The following is a 25007-nucleotide window of genomic DNA, read 5'->3' on the forward strand; positions in this document are numbered from 1 at the left end:
TCACCTCGAATGGAGCAACAGCGATGGCTTATATCACCACCAAAGACGGCACGCAGATCTATTACAAGGACTGGGGTACGGGCCAGCCGATCACGTTCTCCCACGGCTGGCCGCTCGATGCGGACGCCTGGGATGCGCAGATGCTGTTCCTCGCGGAACACGGCTATCGCGTGATTGCGCATGACCGTCGCGGCCATGGCCGTTCGTCGCAGCCGTGGAACGGCAACGAAATGGACACCTATGCGGACGATCTCGCCGAACTGATCGAAGCACTCGATCTGACCAATATCGTGATGGTCGGGCATTCGACGGGCGGTGGCGAAGTGGTTCGCTATATCGGCCGTCATGGCACGAAGCGTGTGGCCAAAGCGGTACTGATCGCAGCCGTGCCGCCGATCATGCTGAAGACGGAAGCGAATCCGGGCGGCCTGCCGATGTCGGTGTTCGACGGCATTCGCGAGGGTGTGCAGAATAACCGTTCGCAGTTCTTCAAGGATCTGGCCGTGCCGTTCTACGGTTTCAACCGCCCGGACGCGAAAGTCTCGCAAGGCACGATCGACTCGTTCTGGCAGATCGGCATGCTGGGTTCGATCAAAGGCCTGTACGACTGCGTGAAGGCGTTCTCGGAAACCGACTTCAATGAAGACCTGAAGAAGGTAACGGTGCCCGCGCTCGTGTTGCAAGGCGATGCCGATCAGATCGTGCCGCTCGACGATTCCGGCAAGCTGTCGGCGAAGATCATGCCGAACGCGAAGCTGAAGGTGTACGAAGGTGCTCCGCATGGTATGTGCACGACGCATGCGGACCGCGTGAATGCGGACCTGCTGGAGTTTATCAAGTCGTAATGGAGCAGGCCGGCGGCCCGTGCGGCACCGGCTTTTTCGCCGCCTGTGCCGCGCGCGCGGGTTTCGCGGGCACTGGCGGCGGCTCGCGAACAGCCCGCGAAGCCGAGGCCAGCGCGGCGCGCAGGCGTTTCTCGCTGGCGGCGCTCACCGTTCCCGATGGTAGCCTGGTCAATGCATCGACGGCTTGTGCGGCGCGTGCGCAGCACTCTTCGAACAGTCGGGCGTCAAGCAGTGCATCGACCAGATTCGACGCCAGCTCGATCCCGGTGCGCGGGTCGCCGTCGGCGGAAAACGCCCAGTCGAAAGCGACGCGCGCATCCTCGAACATTTGCTGACGATCCGGCGAAGTAGCGGACTCGTTTTCGATATTTCGCATCCCACCGAGCAACTTGGCCTGACAGCGGCGCGACACGTGGTACGCGTTGCGCGCAATGATCTCCCGCAGCTCGCCCTCGGCCTTGAGCTGCTCCAGCGCGTAGGCCCGGGTCGATTCCGAGAGCCGGTATTTCGCCGTGGCCCCGGCGAACTCGACGCTCACGAGCGACTTCGCCACCAGTTCGGTGATGCCGCCAATCGCATTCGCCGTTGTGTGTTCCTCGTCGCACACCACTGCGCACATCGATTCGAAAGAAAACGTGCCGCTAAATAGCGCGAGACGGCGGAACACGGCCCGCGTGACCGGGTCGAGCAGCGCGAAGCTCCAGTCGAACGTGGCGCGCAAGGTTTGATGGCGCGGCAGCGCGGTGCGATAACCGCCCGCCAGAATCGCCATGCGGTCGTCCAGCCGGCGGCACACGCCTTCCACACCGAGCGCGACGACGCGTGCGGCGGCCAGTTCGATTGCGAGCGGAATGCCGTCCAGGCGGCGGCAGATTTCGCCGACGAGCCGTAGCTCCGCGCTATCTGTGGCCACGGTCTTCTGCAGGGAATTGGCGCGCAGAACGAACAGGTTGACCGCGGCGCATCGCAGGATGTCCGCGTCGCCGGCATGCGGCGGCGGCACATCGAGCGGCTCGACCCGGAATACCGTCTCGGCCATGATGCGCAGCGGCTCCCGGCTCGTGACGAGCACACGCAGGTCCGGGTTGCCGGCCACCAGCGCGTCGGCGATTTGCGCCACGGCGCCCACCACGTGTTCCGCGTTGTCGAGCAGAAGAAGCCTGGGCTTGCCGGCAAGTGCCGCGGCCACGCGCCTCACGTCGATCTGCGCACCGGGGAGAGCCAGCCCGCAGCTTTCGGCAACGGCGCAGAGCACGGCTTCCTGCGTGGTCAACGCAGCGAGTTCGACAAAGCAGACCGGGTCGGCAAACTCCGCCGCGCTATGGCGAGCCGCTTCGATCGCAAGATGGGTCTTGCCGATGCCGCCCGCGCCGACCAGCGTCAATACATGCGCCCGGCGCAGCATCGAGCGGATCAGTTCGACCTCGGCGTCGCGCCCCAGCAAGCCGGACTTGGGCGGGGGAAGGCGGCGCCCACGGGCGGCCGGCGAACGGGCTTCATCGAGCAGCGCGTTTTTCTTGCGCGGCAACAACTGATAGCCGCGGCCGGGCACGGTGAGGATCAGGTCGCGCTCCGTCCCGAGCACCTTGCGCAATGCCGATAGATGAACCTGAATGTTGTTTTCTTCAACGATGGTGTCGGGCCAGACAGCGTTCATCAACTCGTCTTTCGTAACGAGACGGCCGCCCGCCGATGCGACCACGACAAGAATGTCGAACGCGCGCGATCCGAGACGCACGACTTCGCCGTTGCGCCGCAAAGTGCGCATTTCCAGATCGATCTGAAAGCTGCCTATTTCCATCATGGCGTTGACCGGTTGAGGATATCGAGCGAGGTACGGAGGCGACGTCGATGGGCCGGCGGAGATAGGGGAGAGGGGTTGCATGCGCCGGGGCTGGTAGGAGGGAAGGTACCGCGCCCCTGGCCCGCGTGTCTTGCATGTTAGTGCGATGGTTTGTAGGAAAGTCTATTGGTGCGGATGTGGTTGAGGCTGCGGCTGAGGCTGCGGCTGAGGCTGCGGCGGTGACTGAGGCTAAGGCTGCGCCAGTGGCCGCGGCTGCACCCGCGCCCGATGACCACCCGGCTCAGTCGTCCCTTGCGCGAGTCGGGCGCCCCGCGATCCGCTCAGTTGCCGGCGCGTCGGCGCCAGCTTCCCGGCGGCGTGCCGACCAGTTGCGTGAAGGTGCGCGTGAAGTGGCTCTGATCGGCGAAGCCGCAGGCGATGGCAATCTCCGACAGTGACGAATCGGAACCGCGAAGCAGCTGGCGAGCGCGTTCGATACGCTGCTCCAGCAGCCACTGATGCGGCGTGCGATGCGTCGTCTCGCGAAACGCACGGATGAAATAGCTGCGCGACAGGTTGCAGGCGTTCGCGATCTCTTCGAGCGAAACACTGCCTTGGGTCTTCGCGAGCAGCATGTCTTTGGCTCGCGCCTCGTGCAGGCTCGAGAGTCGCCGGCCCGACCTGACCGATTGCGCCGGCGCGCTGCCGTAACGATCGACCAGATGCGTTCCGATGGCGACGCCGAGTTGCTCGATGAACAACGGGCTTGCCTCGCTCGTACGATCCAGCGCGAGCGCGAGCACCTGCGCGAGGTGGCCGAAGATAGGGTCCTTGAGGCCCGGCCGCGCCGAGAAGCCGGTCATGTTCGTGCCGCTTCGTTCGTAGCCGGTGTTCGCGATGAACGCGCGCGAAAACTCCACCAGCACGAAATCGAAAGCGCCGTGCAGGTCGGCACGGTAGTCCTCTTCGAAATTGCGAATGTAGACCGAGTCGCGGTCGAACTCGTGCATGGCCGAGCGGCTGCCCGAGATAATGCGCCGGCGATGGCCGGTGCCGAGCGACACGCCAATCAGGACGCCGCGGTCGGATGCGGGCGTGACCACTTCGCTGGTCTTTTCCTGACGACGGCACTTGCGATAAAACGTGAAGTCGCCGGCTTCGAGTTCGAGGTCCTTGTGCAGTTGGTTCGAAAGACAGCCCAGCGAATCCTTCTTGCGAGCTGCCGTAGGGGAGGCAATTTCAGTCTGGTTCAACATGATCCGTCACCTCTGGTCGTCGCGGTCCATGCGCCCGTTCGCGTTGCCAAAATCAAGAGATGTCAATAACCGGCGGAGTGGCGCGATTATCTCGGAAATTATTTTCGTTGAATATTAATTTTCGTTTAGGTTTGAGCGTTGCAAGCGAAAAATTAACCAGATGACTGACCAAGGGCCGTGCCGGTCAAGCTCGATGCGCCGCTTTGGGCCGTTCTGATGGGATTGCCGGTGGGTCGGTCAACGCCAGATTCGCAATACGCAAATCGAGTTTCTGTTTCAGTGTCACTATGAGGAATTCAACGAACGTTCTTATTTTTGCATCGACAAAGCGACGCGAGGGATAAACCACGAACACGTTGGTCGTTTGCAGGGGGTAGTCTGGAAACAGCGCAACGAGCTTGCCTTCCCGGAGTTCGTCCGCGACCGAATAGGTCGGCACGGCGCCCACGCCGGCACCCGCCAGCAATGCGACTCTGAGCGCCTGCATGGTGTTGACGACGAAATGGCCGGACTGCTCCGGATTGCCCGCGACCCGGCCCGCCAGTTCGGACGGCGGGTCGAACGACGAACTGGTCTGCATGAGCGTGTGGTTCGGCAGGTCTTCCACGCTGCGCACGGGATGCCGCGAGAGATAGTCCGGCGAGGCGACCAGAATGCGCTCGCAACGGCCGATGAGCCTGCTCACATTGCGGGAGTCCGGCAACGACGAGGCGGATACGATCGATACGTCGAACTCGTCTTCGATCAGATTCGCCATGTGCGGCAGCAGCTTCAGGTCGACGGAGACCGCGGGATACGCGTGCCGGTATTCGACAATGGTGGACGTCAGCTGTTTCAGTCCGATGTCGGGCACGGCGTGAACCCTCAACTTGCCGCGTGGCAGCGTGTGCGCGTCGCTGGCTTCAGCGTCGGCTTCGTCGATATCGGCGAGGATTTGCTTGCAGCGCCGGTAGTACCGCTCGCCGCACTCGGTGAGCGACACGCTGCGCGTGGTGCGCTGGAGCAACCGCGTGTGCAGATGTTCTTCGAGCGACACCACCGCTCGCGAGATATTGCCGGCGCTGCGTTCCATATGTTTGGCAACTTCACTGAAGTTGCCGGTTTCCGCCACTCGCGAAAACACGCGCATGCTGAAGATTCTGTCCATAGCCGCTGTGACCTCTTGATCCGGTTGAATCCGGCAAAACGGTTTGCCTGATGTGGAAACAATACGACCCGCGGCAGGCTCGCGCTATCCCTACATACGGGTGGCGCGTTCATCCATGCATTCACGCCTCTAATCCGCTCGTATGAGCGCATGCGATGCCTGTGAACATGTGGACATGCAGGGCGCGGCGCTGAGCAGCGTCCACTCAGGACAATTAATAAAAATTAGCAACGGTTTCGAACGCGCCGTCGTATGCTTTTTTCATGATCGCAACTGGCACGGGAAACGGAATGTTGGCACTGATTCGGCGCATATCGCTCATGCACGTTGGCTGGTGGTGCGTACTGATCCTGAGCGTTTGCGCGGCGATAGGGCCGCACGCCGCGTTGGCCGCCGCGCCGGAGGTCAAGACGCAGGGGCCGGGCTTTTACCGGATCATGGTCGGCGACTTCGAAGTGACCGCATTGCTCGACGGCACGCATCCCTTTCCGATCGATACCGTCGTTCAAGGCGTACAGAAGTCCGACATCGCGCACGACCTGTCGCGCGACTTTCTGCAAGCGCCGGTGCAGGGATCGATCAATGCGTTCCTGATCAACACCGGTTCGAAGCTGGTTCTGATCGACTCCGGTGCGGGCGTGCTCTATGGCGACTGTTGTGGCCGGCTGACCGGCAACTTGCGCGCCGCGGGCTACCAGCCCGAACAGGTCGACGAAATTCTGCTCACCCATTTGCATAAGGACCATGTCGGCGGTGTCATCGTGAACGGGGCGATGGCGTTTCCCAACGCGGCCGTGCGGGTGAGCCAGGCCGAAGCGGATTACTGGCTGAATCCGGCAAACAAATCCACGGCGCCCGCTTTCCTCAGTTCATTTTTCGACGCCGCGAACGCTAGCGTCGCGCCGTATGTCGCGGCCGGCCGCTTCAAGCCGTTCAGCGGCGACGTCGAACTCGATCCGGGCATTCGCGCCGTCGCGCTCCCCGGTCATACGCCGGGCCACACCGCGTATCTCGTGCAGAGCGATTCGAAGGATCTGCTGGTGTGGGGCGACGTCATCCATGTCGCGGCGATCCAGTTGCAAAACCCCACGGCATCCGTCGAATACGACACCGACGCCGCCGCGGCGCAACGCTCGCGGCGCTATGCACTCAAGCTCGCAGCGGACAAACGCTATCTCGTGGGCGCCGCGCATATTGCTTTTCCAGGCTTGGGGCATGTCAGGAAAAACGGTAACGCCTACGACTGGGTGCCGGTCAACTACGAAGCCGAGCCGGGGCATTGAAGCCGGCTCGCGGTGCCCACGGTCAGTTGATGGGAGCAAGCGATGGGAGCAAGCATGATGCATAGCGAAACCCACTTGAAGCGACGCGTCGAGGCGAGCCGCGAAGCATGTTGCGCACCGCCCGAGCAGACCTGCGCAACTCAGGACGGGCCCGCCTCCGTGTGGGACCACGTGATCCACGGGCTGTTGCCGAGCTATCGCAGCGTGGGCGGCGACGCGTCGCGCGCGCGGCGGACGTCCCGCATGGCCGCTTGCGTGCCGTCGCCGCATGTGCAGGTGGAAGTCATCGAGCGTCTGTCGGATACGTCGGTCGCGGTGCTCTGGCAGGATGCAACCCGCTGCCGCTACGACGACCAGGTGTGGATCGTTTGCCGCGCCCGTCTGAAGGGTTACTGTGCGCTAAGCGGAACAGTGATCCGTCGTGACGATCTGATCTATAAGCCGAGAGTGCGGGCGAGCATACCGGCCAACGCCACCGCGATGATCCTCGCCTCGGTGGTCGAGCAAATGCCCGCTATGGTGACAGCGGGCGATTTGCTTTAGATCTTCAGCAACTGCGCGGCGTTGCCGCCGAGAATCAGATTTCTTTGCTCGGGCGGCAGCGTAAGGCGATCCAGGAACGTGACCGGCTGCTCGTAGCCCATGTCGAAGCAGTAGTCGCTGCCGAGCACCAGCCGGTCGATGCCGATGTTCTGGATCAGAAAGTCCAGCACCGGGCCGGAATGCGAGACCGTGTCGTAGTTGAAACGGCGCAGGTAGCTGCTCGGTTTCTGCGCCAGCCGCCGCGTTTCGGGGCGCACGGTCCAGCCTGCGTCGATACGGCCCATCAGGATCGGCAACGCGCCACCGGCGTGCGGCAGCGTGATGTTCAGTTTCGGATGCCGGTCCATCACGCCGCCGAGGATCAGATGCGAGCCGGCAATCGCGGTGTCGAAGGGATTGCCGAGCAGATTGCTCAGATAGAAGTCGCCCAGCCGCGCACCGCCGACCGTCTGTTGCGGATGGAGAAACACTGGCAGATCCAGCTGTTCGATCCGCGCGAAGACCGGTTCGAACAGGGGATCGTCGAGGTCACGGTTGTTGATGTTGGTCCCCATGTACACGCCGCGCACGCCGGGCAATTCGGACGCGCGTTCGAGTTCGTCGATCGCGTCGTGCGGATTGAGCATCGGCAGTGTCGCGAGCACGACGAAGCGGTCCGGATGCTTGACATGGACAGCGGAGGCCGCCGTGTTCCACGTTTTCGCCAGCTTCGCGTTGAAGTCGCGGTCGGCCCAGTAGGCCATCGGCACGCTCAACGACAAGGCCTGCATGTCCACGCCGGACGCGTTCATGTCGGCGAGCCGTTCGTCGATGTTGATGAACTTGAGCGGCAGCGGTCCAAGGCCGCCCGCCGGCGTCTGGAAGCTGAAGCTGCTGGCGTCGCAGGTGAACTTCCCGCCGAATTTCTGGCCTTCGCTGCCCACCAGTTCGCAATAGCTCTCGGGGTAGTAGTGCGCGTGAATGTCGATCGAGCGGCCTTTGCGGGGAGCGCCGGCCGTGCTGGTCGTTCCCGCGGCCGGGTTGGCGGTGGCGGCCGTGGCCGGCACGCCCGAGGCGAGGCCGCCGGCGAGTGCGGCCATCGTGCCGAGCAGGCGGCGGCGCTTCGGTGAAATGCAGCAACTGCAATCCATGCTTCAGTCTCCTTGTTTATGATTTGAGTGTCGGGTTTTATCCGCGCTTGACCATGCCGAGTTCGCAGTCGACGAGCTGGTTGCCGTACAGCGCGCGTTCGCGGGCGGCGCGCGCGGAGGTGTCGGTGATCGAGAAAAACACCACGCCGGCGAAGGCGACGATCATCGAGAACAGCGCGGGATATTCGTACGGATAGATCGCATGCGCATGGCCGAGTACCTGAACCCACACGGTCGGGCTGAGAATCGTCAGCGTCACTGCCGAGACCAGGCCGAGCGAGCCGCCGAGCACCGCGCCGCGCGTGGTCAGCCCGCGCCAGTAGATCGACAGCAGCAGCACCGGGAAATTCGAGCTGGCGGCGATCGAAAAAGTCAGGCTCACAATGAACGCGATGTTCTGTTTTTCGAAGGCGATGCCCAGCAGGATCGCGAGCACGCCGAGCACGAGCGTGGTGATCCGCGACACATGCATTTCCTCGCGGTCCGTGGCCGCGCCGCGGCGAATCACGTTCGCGTACAGGTCGTGCGACACTGCGGAGGAACCGGCGAGCGTCAGGCCCGCGACCACCGCGAGAATCGTTGAGAACGCCACCGCGCAGATAAAGCCGAGAAACACGTTGCCGCCTACCGCGTGCGCCAGATGGATCGCCACCATGTTCACGCCGCCCGTCACCGCGCCCGAGGCCGTGTGATATTGCGGATCGGTCGCCACCAGCGCAATCGTGCCGAAGCCGATGATAATGATCAGCGCGTAACCAACGCCGACGATTCCCGTCGCGTACAGAATGCTCTTGCGTGCCGCTTTCGCGTCGCCCACGGTGAAGAAGCGCATCAGGATGTGCGGCAGTCCGGCCGTGCCGAAGATCAATGCGAGGCCCAGCGAAACGGCGGACACCGGATCCGATACGAGGCCGCCGGGGCTCATGATCGCGGCGTGTTTCGGGTGCGCGAGAATCGCCTGCGCGAACAACGCATTCATGCTGAAGCCGAAGCGGCTGAGCACCATGAACGCCATGAAAGCCGCGCCTGCCAGCAGCAACGCCGCCTTGATGATCTGAATCCACGTGGTAGCGAGCATGCCGCCGAAGAACACGTACACCACCATCAGCACGCCGACCATTACGACCGCGACCGTGTAGTTGAAGCCGAACAGCAGCTCGACGAGCTTGCCGGCGCCGACCATCTGCGAGACGAGATAGAGCAGGACGATCACGATCGAACTCGACGCGGCGAAGGCGCGAATCGGCCGCTGCTTCAACCGGTACGACACCACGTCGGCGAGCGTATAGCGGCCGAGGTTGCGCAGCGGCTCGGCGATCAGAAAGAGAATGATCGGCCAGCTGGCGAGAAAGCCGATCGAATAGATCAGGCCGTCATAGCCGCTCGTGAAGACCAGCGCGGAAATGCCCAGCAGCGAAGCGGCGGACATATAGTCGCCGGCGATCGCCCAGCCGTTCTGGAAGGCGGTGATCTTGCCGCCCGCCGCGTAGTGGTCGGATACGCTGTTGTTCTTCCTCGCGGCCCAGCGCGTGATGAGCAGCGTCGACGCGACGAACAGCAGGAACATGCCGATCGCGATCGGGTTGTGCGAACGTGTCGGCGCCGCGGTTTCGGCGGCAGCGGCGGGCAGCGCGGTGAGCGCGCTCGTCAGCATGACGCCGATGAGCGGAGCATGCCGGAGAAAGATGCGTTTCATTGCCGTGCTCCTTGCCGGATTTCGTTCACGGCGCGGTCATGGAAGGTATTGGCTCGCGCCACGTAGACCGCGACGAGCACGAACGTAAAGACGAACATGCCGAAGCCGACCGGAATGCCCCACGTTGCGGGAGAGCCTTCCACGATCGGCCGGCCGAGCAGCGCCGGGGCAAACGCGAGCGTGAGAATGAAGGCGAAGTACACCGCCAGCATCAGGATCGTGAGCAGCCACGAGAAAGCGCGCCGCTCGCGCACGAGCGCGCGAAAGCGCGGATCGTCGAGTAGCGGGTTCGCCGCGGGCGGCGCTTCGGTGGCGGCGTATTGCGCGCTCAGCGAATAGGTTGGGGCGCTATGTTCCACTTTGTCTCCTTTCGAAACGACTTTTTGCTGTGCTTGCGCAGCGGTTCGGATTTGCCGCAACCGCCACGGATATCAGAAGCGTGCGGGCACCGCGGTCTCGCGCATCACGGCGTCAGGCGTGCGATAGCGCTCGGCCATTTCACGGTCCACGTCGTTCTTTAGTTGCGCCTGCATGTAGGCGCCGAGATGACGCGCGTGCTGCACGATCGCCGCACCCGCCTGGGTGCGCTCGAGGCTGTAGTCCGTGAGCGCGTCCTGCACGCTGCTGTGCTGGTTCAACGCTTTGACGAGCGCCATCGCGTCGCTGGCCGCCTTGGTCACGCCCATGCCGCAATGCGGACGCGCGACGAACGCCGCATCGCCGAGCAGCGCGATCCGGCCAAATGCCATCTGCGGGACTTCGAGGTCGAAGATCGGTTGGAACAGAGGCTGCGTCGCCTTGGTCACCACTTCGCCGAATTGCGGGGCGAGCAGCGTGAGCGCCGCGTCTTCCATATCGGCGAGCACGTCCTCGCGGATCAGCGTGGGCGGAATGCCGCCTTCCCAACGCTTGCCGGCCGCATCGGTGAGCAGGTTAGGCAACTGCACGTCTTCACTCGTCGCGCGATACCAGACGAAGTTGTAGCGGCGTTCGCCCGGCGTCGTGCTGTTGCCGCGGCCGGCAACCGGGTAGCCGAGAATCTGCTCGCGCGGCGGCAGGCAGAAGGCGAACCTGTCGAACAGCGCCTCGCGGGTTTCGCGCGACAGCGCGGCTTCTTCGACGAGGCCGCGCCATGCGACATAGCCCGCGTATTGAAGCTTGACGTCAGGCAGCAAGCGCTCGCGAATCGGCGACTTGAAACCGTCCGCCGCGATCACGAGATCGGCGTGCAGCAGGGTGCCGTCGCCGAGCGTCACGACTGCCTGGTCGGGGCCGTCCTGCACGGATGCGACCGTGCGGCCGGCGTGGTAATGCACGTCGGGCAGGGCGGCGCGCAGGACGTGATACATCTTGCCCCACGCGGTCAGCGTTTGCGGCAGCTCGCGCGCCGACAACACCGCGCCGTTCTGCGCGAAGGTGACGCGCGATTGCACCTTGACGCCGATGGAATCGTCGTATTCGATACCGGCCGCCGCGAGTGCGTCGAACAATTCGGGGTGCGTGACAATGCCGGCGCCACGTCCGGCCAGTTCATCCGGGACGCGTTCGAACACGTCCACCTCCCAGCCGTTGCGGACCAGCAGATTGGCGGCGAACAGGCCGCCCAGCGAGCCGCCTACGATGATCGCCCGCGCGCGTGCGGAAGTTTGGGTCATGGTCATGCTCCTGCGGTATTGGAAGATTGCGCGTTGGCCGCCTTTGCTTCGTTGAGGCGGCTGATCTCTTCGGCGGGAAAGTTCAACTCGATGGTCACGCCGGACGGGTCTTCTATGAAGACCTGATGCAAGCCGAGGCTCGGCACCGTGCGATCGCGCCACGCAACGCCTTCGGCCTGGAGTGTCTGCCACATCGCTTCGACGCCCGTGGCGAGAAACGCGATGTGGTCGACCGTGCCGGTTCCGCTCGCGGGCAGCGCCTTGTCGCCGAGATACGCGGTGAGCCCGGCCGGGTTGTCTGGATCGACGCCGATGATGTGGACGGTGCCGAACTCGGCTTCATCGCCGCCTTTGTAAAGCCACGCGCCCGGAAAGTCGAAGGGCGGACGGTAGCCCTGCTTGAAACCGAGGATCCGCTCGTAGAAGCGGCAGGATTGTTCGAGATCCGAGGTGCGAATCGAGTAGTGGGCAAGCTTTGAAACGGGCATGTTCGACTCCTGCTGTGCTATTTATCGATCGATTAGTGATCGATGGATAAATTGTAGGTGAATGCGCAGGCAGGAGAAAGCGGCGTATTGCCGGTGTTTACCCTGGAAAATGTGAGGCGTGGGAGTGATGCGATGGGAGATGAAAAGCGCGGCCGGCTCGCTGGCCGGCCTTTTTGCAACGCTTATTGCAAGCCTTGCAGCGAAGCGGCGTCAGGCCTTGGCGCCGCTTTTCGCGCGAGTGGATTCTTTCGTCGCATGTTCGAGCGCGGCGGGTACGCCGTTGAGGAACGCGTCGACCTGGCGGGCGATGTGGTCTTCGATATCGTCCGTGACCGGCAGGCCGTAGATCCATTTGCGCACGCCGAGATAGAAGATGCTCGCGTGCAGACTCCAGATCAGTTCGAGATCGATCTCGCGTTGTTTCGCGCCGGTGGGAGCGGGCAGATCGTAGGCCGAGCGTATTTCCGCCATGACCGGCAGAAACACGCGTTCGCGCAGCCTCGCCAGATATTTGGAGTTGATGCCTTCACGCGTCAGACCGGCGAAGATGAAAATGCGGATCCACTCGCGCCGCAAGATCACCTCGGAATACGACGAGTAGAACCGGACCATGCGCTCCTGGATCGGAACGGAGCGGTCCTTGATCAGCTTCTCCCAGCTCGTGTCCCATTGATAGACCTCCTCGTACACGCGGTCGATCAATGCTTCCTTGCTGGGAAAGTAGCGGTACAGCAGCGGCTGGGTCACGCCCAGTTGACGCGCGAGTTCGCGGGTGCTGCCGGAGAAGCCATGCGTGGCGAAATGATCGACCGCTTTCAGCACGATCTGGCGCTCCCGCACTTCAGGAGCGAGCCGGCGCGTGACGGTCTTCTCACTGTCATGCACCTCGGGCTTCGACGCTGTATCGACCGACGGTACTTTTCTCGGCATGGCTAGTTCGGTACCCAGTATGTTGGGACGCATCATACAAACATTAGCCTGGTCTGGCTAGGCGAGGGTGCGCCACCGGACGGCGTGGCGCGATGCGCTGGCGAACGTTTGATGGCGTTCAGTCAGTGAGTGTTTAGTGCAAAAAATTCGAACAATAGGGTCAGTTTTTTTCGCGCACGCAGATGTCCCGTTGCTCTAGACTTCTGGGACGCGACGCCCGGCAGCGATTCCGCACTTCTTCTCTTCTTCTGTTCTCTCTCTAATCGTCGCGTCCTGGATACTCCGCATGATTTGCATTGGCCCGCTTCAGGTGGACATCGACCGTCGCGAAGTATTTCTTCACGGCACACCTGTGCGGATCGGCAGCCGTGCGTTCGACATGCTCGCTGTGCTGATCGCCGCGAACGGCGGGCTCGTGTCGAAGAACGAAATGCTCAAGCAGGTCTGGCCGAATGCGGTCGTCGAAGAGAACAATCTGCAGGTGCATATGTCCACGCTGCGCAAGCTGCTCGGCGACAGCCGCGGGCTGATACAGACCGTATCGGGGCGCGGCTACAGGCTGGTGCACAGCGGATCGGCGGCGAGCGCGGCCTTAACGCCTGATGCCGGCGACCAACCCGAGGAGCGCGCTCAAAGCCGCAACGTCCAGCACAATCTGCCGGTTCATTTCTCCGCGCTGATCGGACGCGACAAGGCGCTGGACGACATCTCGCAGACGCTCGCCGCAGCCCGGCAAGTGACGCTAGTCGGTTCAGGCGGCATCGGCAAGACGCGCCTCGCGGTCGAAGTCGCGCGCGGCTTGCTGCCACGTTTTCCGGACGGTGTCTATCTGGTGCAACTCGCGTCCACTTCCGACGCAAACAGTGTCCTCGCGGCGTTCGCGGCCAGCGTCGGCGTGAATCCGGCCATCGGTCCGCTCACGCTCGCGCGCGTCGGCAAAGAACTCGGCGAGCGGCGCGTGCTGTTCGTGCTCGACAACTGCGAGCACGTGCTCGGCCCCGCCGCCGAACTCGCCGAGACGCTGCTCGGCGTGGGTCCGGCGATCTGCGTGCTGGCGACCAGCCGCGAGCCGCTGCGCATCGTGAACGAGCATCTGTATTGGGTCGCTTCGCTTCAGGTGCCCGCTCAGGACGATCAGAGCCAGGATGTCCTGCAATGCAGCGCCGTCGAGTTGTTCCTGTCGCGCGCTCGCGCGATCGACGCGCGTTTTTCCTCCGATGAAAAAAGCATTCACTTGACCGGCATGGTATGCCGCCGGCTCGACGGCATACCGCTTGCCATCGAACTGGCGGCGGCGCGCGCGGCGATCCTCGGCATTGAAACGCTCGCCGGCCATCTGGACGACCGCTTCAACATGCTGACGGGCGGCAACCGCACGGCGTTGCCGCGGCATCAGACCTTGAAGGCGACGCTCGACTGGAGCCATGCGCTGCTCGAGGACGCGGAGCGCACCACGCTGCGCAGGCTCGGCGTGTTCGCGGGCGGCTTCACGATGGAGGCGGCGATCGCCGTCGCCGGCGATGGCGCGTTGCATGAGATCGACGTGGTCACGGCGGTGTCGGGACTGGTCGAAAAATCGCTGGTGGTGACGCGCATGGAGCGCGACAGAGCGACGTATCGCCTGCTGGAGACCACGCGCGCCTACGCCACGCAGAAGCTCGAGGACAACGGCGAACTGAGCTACGTCACGCTGCAGCATGCGCGCTACTTTCTGAGCTTGCTGGAGCGCGAGGCGCCGCGTCGCGCCGACCCTGCGCTCACGCTCGGCGAGGGCTGGCACCAGCGCATGCGCGCATTGCTCGACGACCTGCGCGCGGCGCTGGCCTGGGCCCAATCGCCGAAGGGTGACGACGTGCTCGGCGAGACGCTGGCCGTGAAGTTCGTCTTTCTGCTCTACGAGTTGTCACTCGTCGACGAATGCCGCGTGTGGGCGAAACGGGCCCTCGACGCGGTGGACTCGGCACATCAGGGTTCGGGTTCGACACGTCACCTGCGCGTGCGCATGCAGCTTCACGCGGGGCTGGCCGCGGCGCTCGTCTACCTCAACGGACCGAGCCGGGAAACCTTCGGCATCTGGTCGGAGATTCTGGCGTCGGCGATCGCGCTGGGCGACCCTGTGTTCGAGGCGCGTGCTTTGTGGGGCATGTGGAATGCGAACCAATCGTCCGGCGCGGCGCGCAATGCGCAAGCGTTCGCACGCCGCTTTGCCTTGCTCGCCGCCGAGGTGGGTGACACGAGCGGAACGATTCTGGGCTACCGGTTGCTCGGAATCGCGGCCCATTACTGCGGCGATCAACAGCAGGCGCGCGCATCGCTCGAACAACTGCTGGAACACAGCGAGAACCTGCAACATGGCCTGCCGCTCGGGCAGTCCGTGGATCAGCGCATCGTCGGCCGCGCGACCCTCGCGCGGGTGTTGTGGCTGCAGGGTTTGCGCGATCAGGCGCTAAAGCTCGCGGAAGACAGCGTCATCGCTGCATGCGATCAGCAACAGGCGATTGTCACCTGCTATGTGCTGGTGGAAGCGCTGGTGCCGCTGATGCTGCTGTCCGGCAAACGGGAACGCGCGGCGCAAGCGATCGCGTTGCTAAAGGAAGCGTCCGGGCGCGCGGGTCTGAGCGTCGCGCAGGCCTGCTGCCGCTGCTTCGACGAATATCTGCGGTCAATGCGCGACGATGGCGCGCACGACCTGCAAGCGTTTCGCGCGGCGCTGGACGATCTGGAGTCGCTCGACTTCGGCGCGCCTCGCGCGATGCTGATCGGGCAATACAGCCTCGCACTCGGACGCGCGGGGCGGCGGGAAGAGGGCATCGCCACCGTGGTCGACGCGCTGGCGCGCTGCGACGAAACCGGCGACCACTGGTATGCCGCGGAACTCCGGCGTATTCATGGCGAACTGCTGTTCATGGGGCAGGCCGACCTGCCGCAATCCGGCTCGGCGATACGGGATGCGGAGGCCTGTCTGCTGGCGGCGCTGGAACTCTCGCTGGTGCAAGGCTGCCGCTCGTTGCAGTTGCGCGCCGCGACCACGCTTGGCGGACTCTGGCACCTGCAAGGCCGAAGCGCGGACGCCGCGCACCTGTTGCAATCCGCCTGCGCGAGCGTTACCGAAGGCCTCGACTGGGACGATTACCAGGCCGCCGCGCATCTGCTGCGGCTCACGGCATCGGACAGCGCGGCGGGCGCTGCCGGGTCGACGGTGTGCCCGCCGCCGGCCTCCGATCGCACCGCGGACGCGCTCGACGTCGCGCCGCCACGCCGCATCAAGGCGCGCAACTGAACGGTCCTCAGCCGTGCAACATCCTCTGTTGCGCCACCTCGTCGATCAGATCCGGCTGGTCCAACTGGTCGACCCACCAGCGCAGCGCCTTGCCGGCTTCGTCGCTGCGCCACGCGAGAAAGAAATGCGTGACATCGCGCATGCCCAGCACTTCCTTCTGCACCAGTTCGCCCCGGCTCAACGGCTCGGCGGCCAGACACTCCGGAATCGTGCCGACCGCGAGCCCTTTGATTTGCGCGGCGAGTTTGGCCTCGAGCGTCGGCACTGTCATGACTTCCTGATTCGCGGCGAGCGCGATGGTGCGCGGCGCGAGCTTGCGCGACGTATCGCCGATCGCCACGGCGCGATGCCGGGCGACCGTCGCCAGCGTCAGCGGCCCCGGCACCGCGGCGAGCGGATGCTGCGGCGCCACCACGAACAGATGACGCAACGAGCCGATCGGCTTTGCCACCAGGTTGGGAATTTGCGGCGGCTCGCCGGCCGCGCCGACGACCAGGTCGGCGCGGCGCGTCAACAGCGCATCCCACGAGCCGCCCAGCACTTCTTTCGACAGATTCAGCCGCGTATCCATCTGCAGCTTGTAGAACGCGTCCACATGGTCCCATAGCAGGTCGAACGGAATGATCTCGTCGACGGCGATGCGCAGCTCCGACTCCCAGCCGTGCTGGATACGTTTCGCCTTGCATTCGAGATCTTCCGCCGCCTCCAGAAGACGCCGCCCTTCCTCCACGACCACCCGTCCCGCATGCGTGAGGATCGCGCGACGGCCGCTGCGGTCGAACAGTTTGACGCCGAGATCGAGCTCCAGCTTCTGGACCAGGTACGACAGCGAAGACGGCACCTTGTGAAGCTGTTCCGCCGCACTGGCGAAGGTGCCGGTTCGATCGATGGCGTCGAGCACCTGCAGAACTTCGAACGAGAGATTCATGTCGTACAGCCGGCAGTGAAGGGTACGTCAGCATACTTGAATCCCGGCTTCGCGAGCGCATTGCGCGACGGTCGGCGGTGCCGGTCTCCACCACCTTTTTCAGTCAGCTTCTGCGAGCGTGCGCCGGCTGCCTGGTATCCGCGTGATTCAGGTGTTTTCAGAGCTATTTCAGGACATTTTGCCGACACTCGCCTAGTTTAGGGGGATCGGCACAGCAGAGCCGCGCCGTCCTCCGGCGACGATTTTTTCGGCGCTTTCTTTTGATCTGCCGGCCGCGGTCGCGACGTTTTCAGCGCCCGGTCGATTTCCAATTACCGTGAAAAGGAGTCAAGCATGGCCAACAAAACCATTGCCGCCTATCTCGCCGGCACGCTCGCGGCAGCGGGCGTCGAACGGATCTGGGGCGTGACGGGCGACAGTCTGAACGGTCTCGCCTTCAGCCTCGACGAGGTCGGCTCGATCCGCTGGATGCATACCCGTCACGAAGAAGCGGCCGCCTTCGCGGCCGGCGCCGACGCGGCTTCGAGCGGGCGTCTCGCGGTGTGCGCCGGCAGTTGCGGCCCGGGCAACCTGCATCTGATCAACGGTCTGTTCGATTGCCATCGCAATCAACAGCCGGTGCTCGCGATCGCGGCGCATATCCCGTCGACGGAAATCGGCCTTGGGTACTTTCAGGAAACGCACCCGCAGGAGCTTTTCAAGGAGTGCAGCCATTACGTTGAGCTGGTGTCCTCCGCAGCGCAATTTCCGCGCGTGCTGGCGCGCGCGATGCGCACCGCGGTGGAACAGCGCGGCGTCGCCGTGATCGTGCTGCCGGGCGACGTGGCCTTGAGCGAGGGACCGGCTGAAGCGCCGTCGTGGACCGAAAGCGCGCCGCCGCGCATCATCCCCGCCGAGGCGGATCTCGATCGGCTCGCGGCGATGCTGAACGCGTCCGACGCGGTCACGATCATGTGCGGCAGCGGCACGCAAGGCGCGCACGACGAAGTGGTCGCGCTCGCCGACACGCTCGGCGCGCCGGTGGTGCATGCGTTGCGCGGCAAGCAGTACATCGAGTACGACAATCCGTACGACGTCGGCATGACCGGGCTGATCGGCTTCAGCTCGGGCTATCACGCCATGATGTCGTGCGACACGCTGCTGTTGCTAGGCTGCGATTTTCCCTATCGGCCGTTTTATCCGACCGACGCGAAGATCATCCAGGTCGACTGGAAAGGCTCCCAGCTCGGGCATCGCGCGCCGCTTGCGCTGGGCCTCGTCGGCACGGTCAAGGAAACCGTCGCCGCGACCTTGCCGAAGCTGCAGCGCAAGACGGACCGCGGGTTCATCGACAACGCCCGCAAGCACTACGTGTCCGCACGCAAGGGGCTGGACGATCTCGCGACGCCGGCCGGCCCGGGCCGCCCGATCCATCCGCAATATCTGGCGAAGATGATCGACGAGGCCGCGAGCGACGACGCGATCTTCACCGCCGATGTCGGCACGCCGACCGTCTGGGCCGCGCGCTATCTGACCATGAACGGCAAGCGCCAGCTGCACGGCTCGTTCAACCACGGCTCGATGGCCAATGCGATGCCCCAGGCGCTCGGCGCACAGGGCGCGCATCCGGGGCGCCAGGTCGTGTCGCTGTCGGGTGACGGCGGGCTGTCGATGCTGCTCGGCGATCTGCTCACCGCGCGGCAGCTCGACTTGCCGATCAAGGTGGTGGTGTTCAACAACAGCCTGCTTGGCTTCGTCTCGATGGAGTTGAAGGCGGGCGGCTATCTCGACACCAACGTCGATCTCGCCAAAACCGATTTCGCGGCGATCGCGAAAGGGGCGGGCATTTTCAGCATTCGCGTCGAAGAGTCGGAAGACGTGGCGGGCGCGCTGAAGCAGGCGTTCGACCATCCCGGCCCGGCGCTGGTGGACGTGGTCACGTCGAAACACGAGCTGGCCATGCCGCCGACGATCGAGCTCGCACAGGCCAAGGGCTTCAGCCTCTACATGATGCGCGCGATCCTCAACGGTCGCGGCGACGAGATCGTCGAACTGGCGCGCACCAACTTGCGCTAGCCGCGCAAAGCAGGTCGCGGTGAGGCGAGGCGCCCGGGGTTCCGGGCGCCCGTTGGGCAAACTCCGTATGCGCGGAGGGGATTTCTGCCGCGTACGGATTCGTGCAACTCATGGGTCGAGACTGCATGCCGCCGAAGCATTCAACCCAAACGTATCAACCCAAACGCGTTAACCCAAACGCATGCCGCACAGCGCATGTGCAAAAAACGTGCGAATCCGCAAATGCGCCGCCCCCGCGCATCGCAAACTACGCAACGTAGACAGATAGCGGTATTCGCTTGGGCTTAACGGCCGGCGGACGAGAAAACAACGCGCTGGCAAAGGCACCAGCAAGCGCCCCAACAAGCGCGCGAACAACCCAAGTCGAGCGATTCACGAGAGCCCTATGACCCAGCAAGCGGATGCCACCAGCGCGGCCCTGCCTCGATGGCGCGACGAGCTGAACACATACTGGAAGGACGACGGCCCGCGCTTTCGCCATATCGCGAAGGTGGCCGTTGCGATGACGCTCGCGATGGGTCTGTGCATGCGCCTCGAACTGCGCACGCCGGCCACGGCGATGGTCTCGTGCGTGATCGTGATGATGCATCAGCAAAGCGGCATGGTGATCGCGCGAGGGTTCTATCGTGGGTTGGGCATGGTGGGCGGCAGCTTCGCGGGTCTGCTGCTGATCGCGTTGTTCCCGCAACAGCCGCTGCTGTTTCTGACCGCGCTGGCTGTGTGGATCGGTGTGTGCGTGTTCGGCGCCGCCTACTACCGCAATTTCCAGTCGTATGGGTTCGTGCTGACCGGCTACGGCACGGCCATCACGGCGATACCCGTGTGGTCGAATCCGTACGGCGTCTATGACAACGTCGTGTTCACCGTCAGCGAAGTCGCGATCGGCGTGGTGTGCGCGAGCGTGGTGAGCGCGGTGGTGTTCCCGCAGTCGGTCGCGCCGGCGCTCTACGCGGCGAGCCGCAAGAACTTCACGAACCTGCTCAACGCGATGCATACGGTACTCGACCGCGCGACGAGCGTTGCGGGCTTCGACACTTTTCTCGATCTGATCCGCGAGCGCGTCGGCGTGGAAAGTCTGCGCAGCGGCGCCGTGTTCGAGGACCCGTCCATTCGCCTGCGCAACCATGTCTATCTCGATCTCGACCGGAGTTTTCTCGACACCGTCACGTGGATTCATGCACTGCATCAGTTGAAGGCGCGGGTTGCCGCCGAGGCCGAGCCGCGCGCGCTCGCGGCAGTCGAGCAGCTGATCGGCGGCCTGCTCGCCATTGTGCCGAACGACGCACCGCCTCAGCTGGTCACGATGGAACAGGTCGAGGCTATGTCGAGCCGCCTCGACGCCTTCGAGCGTGACTTGCCGGCGTTTCTGGGCCGCTTGCTCGCCTCGCTTGCCGATCTCTCGCCGCATCAACGTCAGTTCGTGGCGACCACCGGCGCGGCGTTGTTCTTCTCGATCGCCGATTTGCGCCTGATGTGCCGAAGCTACGTCGACGCACGCACGATGGGCCGCCTGCCGTGGTCGCAATCGGTGCTGCAGGCCATTACCCGGATCGGCAGAACCCGCGCTACCGCCAACCGTGCAGCCGCGACGATCGCCGGCGCGCGCTCGGCCGTGGCGGTGCTGATAGTCGGCGCGGTATGGATCGGCTCCGGCTGGGTCGGCGGCGCGACCGCGATTGTCGCGGTGGCGATCACGAGTGCGCTGTTCGCGCTCGCGCCCAATCCGGCGGTCGCAAGCTGGCAGATCTTCGCCGGCTGCCTGGGCGGCTGGCTCACCGGCTTCGCGTTCAACTTTCTCGTGCTGCCGCATATCGATACGTTCGAGTTGCTCGCTGCTTCGATGGCGATCATCGTGATGGTGGGCAGCTATCTGAATACATTCATGAAGACGGCGATCCTCGGGCTCGGCTTCAGCCTGTACTTCTGTTTCATTGTCGGCATCACGAATCCCACCGTTTATAACCCGAGTGCCTATCTCGATACCGGCTTCGCGCTGCTGTGCGGTATCGCGGTCGCCGCCGTCGCGTTTTCGGTGCTCGCGCCACGCGCGGGCGACTGGATTTCCGCGCAATACAAGAAGCAGATTCGCGGGCTGATCTCGCATGACGCTCGCGACGGCGACCTCGACGATCTGCTGTACAGCTTCGAATTGAGCTTGCGGGACTTCATCCTGCAGATCGCGTCCGCGCCGGTCGACGCGCGCGTGGACCGCGATCATCTGATCGGCTGGGCGTTCGCCGCGCTGGAGATCGGCCGTTCGATGATCCAGGTGCGCCTCGATAGCGAACGGCTCGCCGCAATCCTGCCGGCGGGCTGGCCCGCGGAGCAGGACGCGTGGCTGGGCGCGCTTGCCGACGTGTTCGTGGACGCCACGCCGCGGGCGGCCGAACGCGCGTTGACAGCGACGCGCAGGGCGCTGGACCTGCTACCGCTCGGGCCGAATATCGCAGTCGACGCGCAGACGCTCGCGCGCTACCGGATGCGGGCGCTGCTGCATTTCACCGAACTGACGCTGCGCGACGAGAGCCTCGCCCTATGGCAAACCAGCGGGGTGCGGACATGAAGCCCGCGCGCCCATGCTGGTCCCTGCGCACGCTGTGCCGCCCGGTGGCGGCCGCGCTCGCGTGTGCTGTGCTGCTGTCGGCCTGCATCGACAGCGGCGGCATCCATACGCGCGAATCGATGCTCGATCCCGCGACACTCGACCCAGGCGCCGCGCTGCGCGCCACGCAAGCCGACGCGAAGTGGCCGGCGAGCGGGTGGTGGCGTCAATGGAACGATCCGCAGCTCGATATGCTGGTGCAGGACGCTACCCAAGGCAACCCCGGCTTACGCGCGGTCGAGCAGCGGATCGAGGCGGCGCGCTTCCAGGCGCAGATCGCCGGCGCCGCCGAACTGCCGCAACTCGACGCGAGCGGCAGTTTCGAGCGCAGGCGTTACGCGCGCTACACGACCCCGGCGCCGCCGGGCGGCACCACGGTGTGGAGCAACAACATCCAGGCGGACCTTTCCTATGACCTCGATCTGTGGGGCAAGTCGCGCGCGCTTCGCGAAGGCGCGCTGGACAACGTGCATGCGGCGGCCGCGGACGCGCGCTTCGCGGAGGTCGAACTGCAGACCGCCGTGGTGCGCAGCTACGTGCAACTGGCGCTCGAGTATGCGTTGCTCGACGTCTACGACGCCGTGCAAACCGAACAGCAACGCACCGTCGACATCGCGACGCGCCGCTGGCGCGCGGGCGTCGGCAGCGGGCTCGAGGTCAGCCAGGCGCAGACCCAGCTCGCGATGAGCACGACGCGGGTGCGCGAGGCGCAGCAGCAGCTTGCGCTCGCGCGCATCGGCATCGCCGCGCTCATCGGCAAGGGGCCGGGGTATGGCGATACGCTGCGCCGGCCAAGCCTCGCGCTGAGCGTGCCGGTGGTCTTGCCGGCCTCGCTGCCAGCCGAGCTGATCGGCCACCGCGCGGACGTGGTGGCGGGGCGCTGGCGCGTGCTCGAAGCGGACAAGGGTATCGACGCGGCGCACGCCGACTTCTATCCGGACATCAATCTGATCGCGACCGCGTCGCTCGGGTCGGCGGCGACCTTCGGCGGTTTCTTCAACTTCGTCAACAGCGACGGCTTGGGCCACGGCGTGGGCGCGGCGATCTCGCTGCCGATCTTCGACGGTGGCCGGCGGCGCGGCAATTACGGTGTCGCGGTGGCGTCGCGCGATGCCGCCGTGGATGCGTACAACCAGAGCGTGGTGAATGCGATGCAGGGCGTCGCGGCGCAGGTCGTCTCGCTGCGTTCGCTCGAAGCGCAGCAGGCGTCGATTGAAAACACGCTCGGTTCGGCGCGCAAATCGTTTCAGCTCGCCGACGCCGGCTATCGCAGCGGCATCACCGAGTTTCTCAATGTGTTGGCGGCGCAGGCCGCCCAGTTGCAGCAGGAGGAAAGCCTGGCGGCGGTGCAGGCCAGGCGGCTCGATGCATGGGCGCTGCTGATGAAGGAGCTGGGCGGCGGTTTCGCCTCCGCGCCGCCGGATCACGCGCCGCAAGGAGTGGCCGATGCCGGGCGAAATTGACCTGTTTTCACTGCTCGTGCCCGGGCTGTTGCCGATTCTCGCCGGTTGCGTGCTGCTGTTCGTCGTGCTCGACCTGGTGCTGGCGCGGCTTGGCTTTTATCGCTACACCTGGCATCCGAGCCTGTTCCGGGTGGCGCTCTTCGCTGCGCTCTTCAGCGGCGCTTCGCTGCTGCTGTGGCAATGAGCGCGGTCCTTCACTCATCCCCATGAATCCACTGACTGTTCACGCTCACGCCAGGTCACCAAGATGAAAATGCAATCCATCCTGCGCGCCATTTTTACGCTTACGCTTCTTGTGGTGGCGATCGCGCTGGTCCGCATGCTGTGGCTCGACTACATGTTCTCGCCGTGGACGCGCGACGGCCGGGTTCGCGCGCAGGTCGTGCAGGTCGCCACCGATGTGTCCGGGCTGGTGAGCGAAGTGCGCGTGAAGGACAACCAGCTGGTGCGCAAGGGCGACATTCTGTTCGTGCTCGACCCGGCGCGCTTCCATTACGCAGTCGCGCAGGCCGACGCCGACCTTCTGCGCGCCCAGGCGCAACTGGCGCAGGCCAAGGCGCGCATGGCCGCGAGCGAATCCGGCTTCGCGATGAAGCGCGCCCAGGCGGCGCGCCGCGCCAACCTGACCGGCGATGTGATCTCGGACGAAACTCGGCTGGATTCGGCTTCGCTCGCCAAACAGTCCGAAGCCGACTATTCCGCCGACGTCGCCGCCTACGCCGCGGCGCAAGCCGCGGTCAAGGCGGCCGTGGTGGCCCAGCAGACGGCCGTGCTGAACCTGACGCGCAGCGAAGTGCGCGCGCCCTCGGACGGTTTCATCACCAACCTGAACCTGTATCCGGGCGATTTCGCCACGGCCGGCACGGCGCGCATGGCGTTGATCGACTCGCACTCGTTCTGGGTCTACGGCTACTTCGAAGAAACGAAACTGCCGCGCGTGCATGTCGGGGATCAGGCGGTGGTGCGGCTGATGTCGGGCGGCAAGGATATCCAGGGGCACGTCGACAGCCTGGCGAGCGGGATTGCCGACCGCGACAACCCGACCAGCAACGGCGATCTGCTGGCGGACGTCAATCCGATCTTCACGTGGGTGCGGCTCGCCCAGCGGGTGCCGGTGCGGATCCACCTCGACCAGATTCCCGCCGGCGTCAAGCTCGCGATGGGCATGACCTGCACGGTCACGCTGCGGCCGCAAAGCCATTGATCGCGACGCCGTGCCCGCCCCGGCGTGGGGCAGGCTCTGGCAAACCGCGGGTTGGGCGAGCGAGCTACGCCATCGTGCGAATTTGAAAAAGTCGCGGCTGCAACCGGTTCACAGTGTCGGTCAGCGCGACCCCGGCAGTCGGCACGTCAGATGCCGTCGCCGGGTTGCGATTCATTGTTTTCCAACAAACGCATCTTGCGGAGAAAATCATCATGAAGGCAAAGTGGACACTCGTGTTTCTGGCAGCGTCGGCGTTCGGCGCGATGTGCCAGCAGGCAAACGCGCAGGTGGCGGGCGCGCAGCCGATCGGCATCAGCGTGGAGCAGGCGGAACTCGTCGTCGAAGGCTGGAGCGTCAAGAAGAGCCTGCTCGGCAAGAGCATCTACAACGACAGCGGCGAGAAAGTCGGCGTGCTTCACGACATCATCATCGCGCCGGACAACGCCGTCTCCTTCGGGATCGTGGCGGCTCACCAGTTCCTCGGCGTGTCCCAGCACGACGTGGCGATTCCCATGTCGCAACTGGACTATGTGAACGGCAAGCTCGTTTGGGCCGGCGCCACGCGTCAGGTGGTCAAGGAACTCCCGACCTTCGTCTATGCGAAGGTTCGCGCGGTTCCTATCGCCCGTAAGGACTACGGCCACCATTAATCGATCAGCCTCGCGCGGGGGGGGGCCCAAAATGGCCCCCGCCCCCCCCCCACCCCCCCGCCGCCGCGC

20 protein-coding genes are annotated in these 25007 nt (G+C 64.6%); 10 read left to right on the plus strand and 10 right to left on the minus strand.

Annotated features, from left to right (window positions below; genetic code table 11):
* The first annotated feature begins 23 nt into the window (after nt 1-23).
* Entirely contained in the window at nt 24-845 is an 822-nt protein-coding gene (locus P0D70_RS09495; protein ID WP_408184245.1) for an alpha/beta fold hydrolase, read from the plus strand.
* On the opposite strand, the gene P0D70_RS09500 is transcribed toward P0D70_RS09495, so the two are convergent.
* The 3 genes from P0D70_RS09500 to P0D70_RS09510 form a co-directional block, all read right to left on the minus strand.
* Nucleotides 835-2649, minus strand: coding sequence for an ATP-binding protein (locus P0D70_RS09500; RefSeq protein ID WP_408184246.1), 1815 nt, complete (start codon nt 2647-2649; stop codon nt 835-837). The genes P0D70_RS09495 and P0D70_RS09500 overlap by 11 nt on opposite strands.
* Nucleotides 2650-2969: 320 nt before the next feature.
* Nucleotides 2970-3884 carry a helix-turn-helix domain-containing protein gene (locus P0D70_RS09505; protein ID WP_091803393.1) on the minus strand — a complete coding sequence of 305 codons (915 nt, stop codon included), beginning with the start codon at nt 3882-3884 and terminating at the stop codon, nt 2970-2972.
* 184 nt (nt 3885-4068) lie between these two features.
* Nucleotides 4069-5031 carry a LysR family transcriptional regulator gene (locus P0D70_RS09510; RefSeq protein ID WP_408184247.1) on the minus strand — a complete coding sequence of 321 codons (963 nt, stop codon included), beginning with the start codon at nt 5029-5031 and terminating at the stop codon, nt 4069-4071.
* Between the two features lie 290 nt (nt 5032-5321).
* On the opposite strand from P0D70_RS09510, the gene P0D70_RS09515 reads away from it, so the two are divergent.
* Both P0D70_RS09515 and P0D70_RS09520 read left to right on the plus strand, forming a co-directional pair.
* The gene (locus P0D70_RS09515) at nt 5322-6314 is read left to right on the plus strand and encodes an MBL fold metallo-hydrolase (RefSeq protein ID WP_408184248.1); all 993 of its coding nucleotides are present in this window, start codon (nt 5322-5324) and stop codon (nt 6312-6314) included.
* A 57-nt stretch (nt 6315-6371) separates the two neighbouring features.
* Nucleotides 6372-6857, plus strand: a complete 486-nt coding sequence (locus P0D70_RS09520) for a DUF3331 domain-containing protein (RefSeq protein ID WP_408184261.1) — start codon at nt 6372-6374, stop codon at nt 6855-6857.
* Here P0D70_RS09520 and P0D70_RS09525 read toward each other — a convergent pair.
* The 6 genes from P0D70_RS09525 to P0D70_RS09550 all read right to left on the minus strand — a co-directional run bounded on the left by P0D70_RS09525 (nt 6854) and on the right by P0D70_RS09550 (nt 12756).
* Nucleotides 6854-7987 carry an amidohydrolase family protein gene (locus P0D70_RS09525; protein WP_408184249.1) on the minus strand — a complete coding sequence of 378 codons (1134 nt, stop codon included), beginning with the start codon at nt 7985-7987 and terminating at the stop codon, nt 6854-6856. The genes P0D70_RS09520 and P0D70_RS09525 overlap by 4 nt on opposite strands.
* A gap of 37 nt (nt 7988-8024) precedes the next feature.
* A complete protein-coding gene (gene actP / locus P0D70_RS09530) occupies nt 8025-9683 on the minus strand; it encodes a cation/acetate symporter ActP (protein WP_408184250.1) in 1659 nt (552 codons plus the stop codon).
* Nucleotides 9680-10042, minus strand: a complete 363-nt coding sequence (locus P0D70_RS09535) for a DUF485 domain-containing protein (RefSeq protein WP_408184251.1) — start codon at nt 10040-10042, stop codon at nt 9680-9682. The genes actP and P0D70_RS09535 overlap by 4 nt, the downstream gene beginning before the upstream one ends.
* Before the next feature lie 72 nt (nt 10043-10114).
* A complete protein-coding gene (locus P0D70_RS09540; protein ID WP_408184252.1) occupies nt 10115-11344 on the minus strand; it encodes an FAD binding domain-containing protein in 1230 nt (409 codons plus the stop codon).
* On the minus strand, nt 11341-11826 hold the full coding sequence (locus tag P0D70_RS09545; protein WP_408184253.1) for a VOC family protein: 486 nt from the start codon (nt 11824-11826) through the stop codon (nt 11341-11343). The genes P0D70_RS09540 and P0D70_RS09545 overlap by 4 nt, the downstream gene beginning before the upstream one ends.
* Before the next feature lie 210 nt (nt 11827-12036).
* Nucleotides 12037-12756: a TetR/AcrR family transcriptional regulator gene (locus P0D70_RS09550; protein WP_091803364.1), complete on the minus strand. Its 720-nt coding sequence runs from the start codon at nt 12754-12756 to the stop codon at nt 12037-12039.
* A gap of 286 nt (nt 12757-13042) precedes the next feature.
* Here P0D70_RS09550 and P0D70_RS09555 point away from each other — a divergent pair, with 286 nt between their 5' ends.
* On the plus strand, nt 13043-16036 hold the full coding sequence (locus P0D70_RS09555; protein ID WP_408184254.1) for an ATP-binding protein: 2994 nt from the start codon (nt 13043-13045) through the stop codon (nt 16034-16036).
* Between the two features lie 7 nt (nt 16037-16043).
* On the opposite strand, the gene P0D70_RS09560 is transcribed toward P0D70_RS09555, so the two are convergent.
* A complete protein-coding gene (locus P0D70_RS09560) occupies nt 16044-16964 on the minus strand; it encodes a LysR family transcriptional regulator (protein ID WP_091803358.1) in 921 nt (306 codons plus the stop codon).
* A gap of 333 nt (nt 16965-17297) precedes the next feature.
* Here P0D70_RS09560 and poxB point away from each other — a divergent pair, with 333 nt between their 5' ends.
* From poxB to P0D70_RS09590, 6 genes are all read left to right on the plus strand, one after another.
* On the plus strand, nt 17298-19019 hold the full coding sequence (poxB, locus tag P0D70_RS09565; protein WP_408184255.1) for a ubiquinone-dependent pyruvate dehydrogenase: 1722 nt from the start codon (nt 17298-17300) through the stop codon (nt 19017-19019).
* Nucleotides 19020-19404: 385 nt separating this feature from the next.
* A complete protein-coding gene (locus P0D70_RS09570; RefSeq protein WP_091803352.1) occupies nt 19405-21582 on the plus strand; it encodes an FUSC family protein in 2178 nt (725 codons plus the stop codon).
* A complete protein-coding gene (locus P0D70_RS09575) occupies nt 21555-23084 on the plus strand; it encodes an efflux transporter outer membrane subunit (protein WP_408184256.1) in 1530 nt (509 codons plus the stop codon). The genes P0D70_RS09570 and P0D70_RS09575 overlap by 28 nt, the downstream gene beginning before the upstream one ends.
* On the plus strand, nt 23068-23268 hold the full coding sequence (locus P0D70_RS09580; protein WP_091803346.1) for a DUF1656 domain-containing protein: 201 nt from the start codon (nt 23068-23070) through the stop codon (nt 23266-23268). The genes P0D70_RS09575 and P0D70_RS09580 overlap by 17 nt, the downstream gene beginning before the upstream one ends.
* Nucleotides 23269-23331: 63 nt before the next feature.
* Nucleotides 23332-24288, plus strand: a complete 957-nt coding sequence (locus P0D70_RS09585) for an HlyD family secretion protein (RefSeq protein ID WP_091803343.1) — start codon at nt 23332-23334, stop codon at nt 24286-24288.
* 212 nt (nt 24289-24500) lie between these two features.
* Nucleotides 24501-24938, plus strand: a complete 438-nt coding sequence (locus tag P0D70_RS09590) for a PRC-barrel domain-containing protein (RefSeq protein ID WP_091808867.1) — start codon at nt 24501-24503, stop codon at nt 24936-24938.
* Nucleotides 24939-25007: the final 69 nt, after the last annotated feature.

This window comes from Paraburkholderia sp. RL17-381-BIF-C (assembly GCF_046026435.1).
Classification (GTDB): domain Bacteria; phylum Pseudomonadota; class Gammaproteobacteria; order Burkholderiales; family Burkholderiaceae; genus Paraburkholderia.

Bases quoted from the DNA above. Each gene is read 5' to 3' on its own strand.
- P0D70_RS09495 (WP_408184245.1), top strand. From the start codon at position 24: ATGGCTTATATCACCACCAAAGACGGCACGCAGATCTATTACAAGGAC.
- P0D70_RS09500 (WP_408184246.1), bottom strand. From the start codon at position 2,649: ATGATGGAAATAGGCAGCTTTCAGATCGATCTGGAAATGCGCACTTTG.
- P0D70_RS09505 (WP_091803393.1), bottom strand. From the start codon at position 3,884: ATGTTGAACCAGACTGAAATTGCCTCCCCTACGGCAGCTCGCAAGAAG.
- P0D70_RS09510 (WP_408184247.1), bottom strand. From the start codon at position 5,031: ATGGACAGAATCTTCAGCATGCGCGTGTTTTCGCGAGTGGCGGAAACC.
- P0D70_RS09515 (WP_408184248.1), top strand. From the start codon at position 5,322: ATGTTGGCACTGATTCGGCGCATATCGCTCATGCACGTTGGCTGGTGG.
- P0D70_RS09520 (WP_408184261.1), top strand. From the start codon at position 6,372: ATGCATAGCGAAACCCACTTGAAGCGACGCGTCGAGGCGAGCCGCGAA.
- P0D70_RS09525 (WP_408184249.1), bottom strand. From the start codon at position 7,987: ATGGATTGCAGTTGCTGCATTTCACCGAAGCGCCGCCGCCTGCTCGGC.
- actP (WP_408184250.1), bottom strand. From the start codon at position 9,683: ATGAAACGCATCTTTCTCCGGCATGCTCCGCTCATCGGCGTCATGCTG.
- P0D70_RS09540 (WP_408184252.1), bottom strand. From the start codon at position 11,344: ATGACCATGACCCAAACTTCCGCACGCGCGCGGGCGATCATCGTAGGC.
- P0D70_RS09545 (WP_408184253.1), bottom strand. From the start codon at position 11,826: ATGCCCGTTTCAAAGCTTGCCCACTACTCGATTCGCACCTCGGATCTC.
- P0D70_RS09550 (WP_091803364.1), bottom strand. From the start codon at position 12,756: ATGCCGAGAAAAGTACCGTCGGTCGATACAGCGTCGAAGCCCGAGGTG.
- P0D70_RS09555 (WP_408184254.1), top strand. From the start codon at position 13,043: ATGATTTGCATTGGCCCGCTTCAGGTGGACATCGACCGTCGCGAAGTA.
- P0D70_RS09560 (WP_091803358.1), bottom strand. From the start codon at position 16,964: ATGAATCTCTCGTTCGAAGTTCTGCAGGTGCTCGACGCCATCGATCGA.
- poxB (WP_408184255.1), top strand. From the start codon at position 17,298: ATGGCCAACAAAACCATTGCCGCCTATCTCGCCGGCACGCTCGCGGCA.
- P0D70_RS09570 (WP_091803352.1), top strand. From the start codon at position 19,405: ATGACCCAGCAAGCGGATGCCACCAGCGCGGCCCTGCCTCGATGGCGC.
- P0D70_RS09575 (WP_408184256.1), top strand. From the start codon at position 21,555: ATGGCAAACCAGCGGGGTGCGGACATGAAGCCCGCGCGCCCATGCTGG.
- P0D70_RS09580 (WP_091803346.1), top strand. From the start codon at position 23,068: ATGCCGGGCGAAATTGACCTGTTTTCACTGCTCGTGCCCGGGCTGTTG.
- P0D70_RS09585 (WP_091803343.1), top strand. From the start codon at position 23,332: ATGAAAATGCAATCCATCCTGCGCGCCATTTTTACGCTTACGCTTCTT.
- P0D70_RS09590 (WP_091808867.1), top strand. From the start codon at position 24,501: ATGAAGGCAAAGTGGACACTCGTGTTTCTGGCAGCGTCGGCGTTCGGC.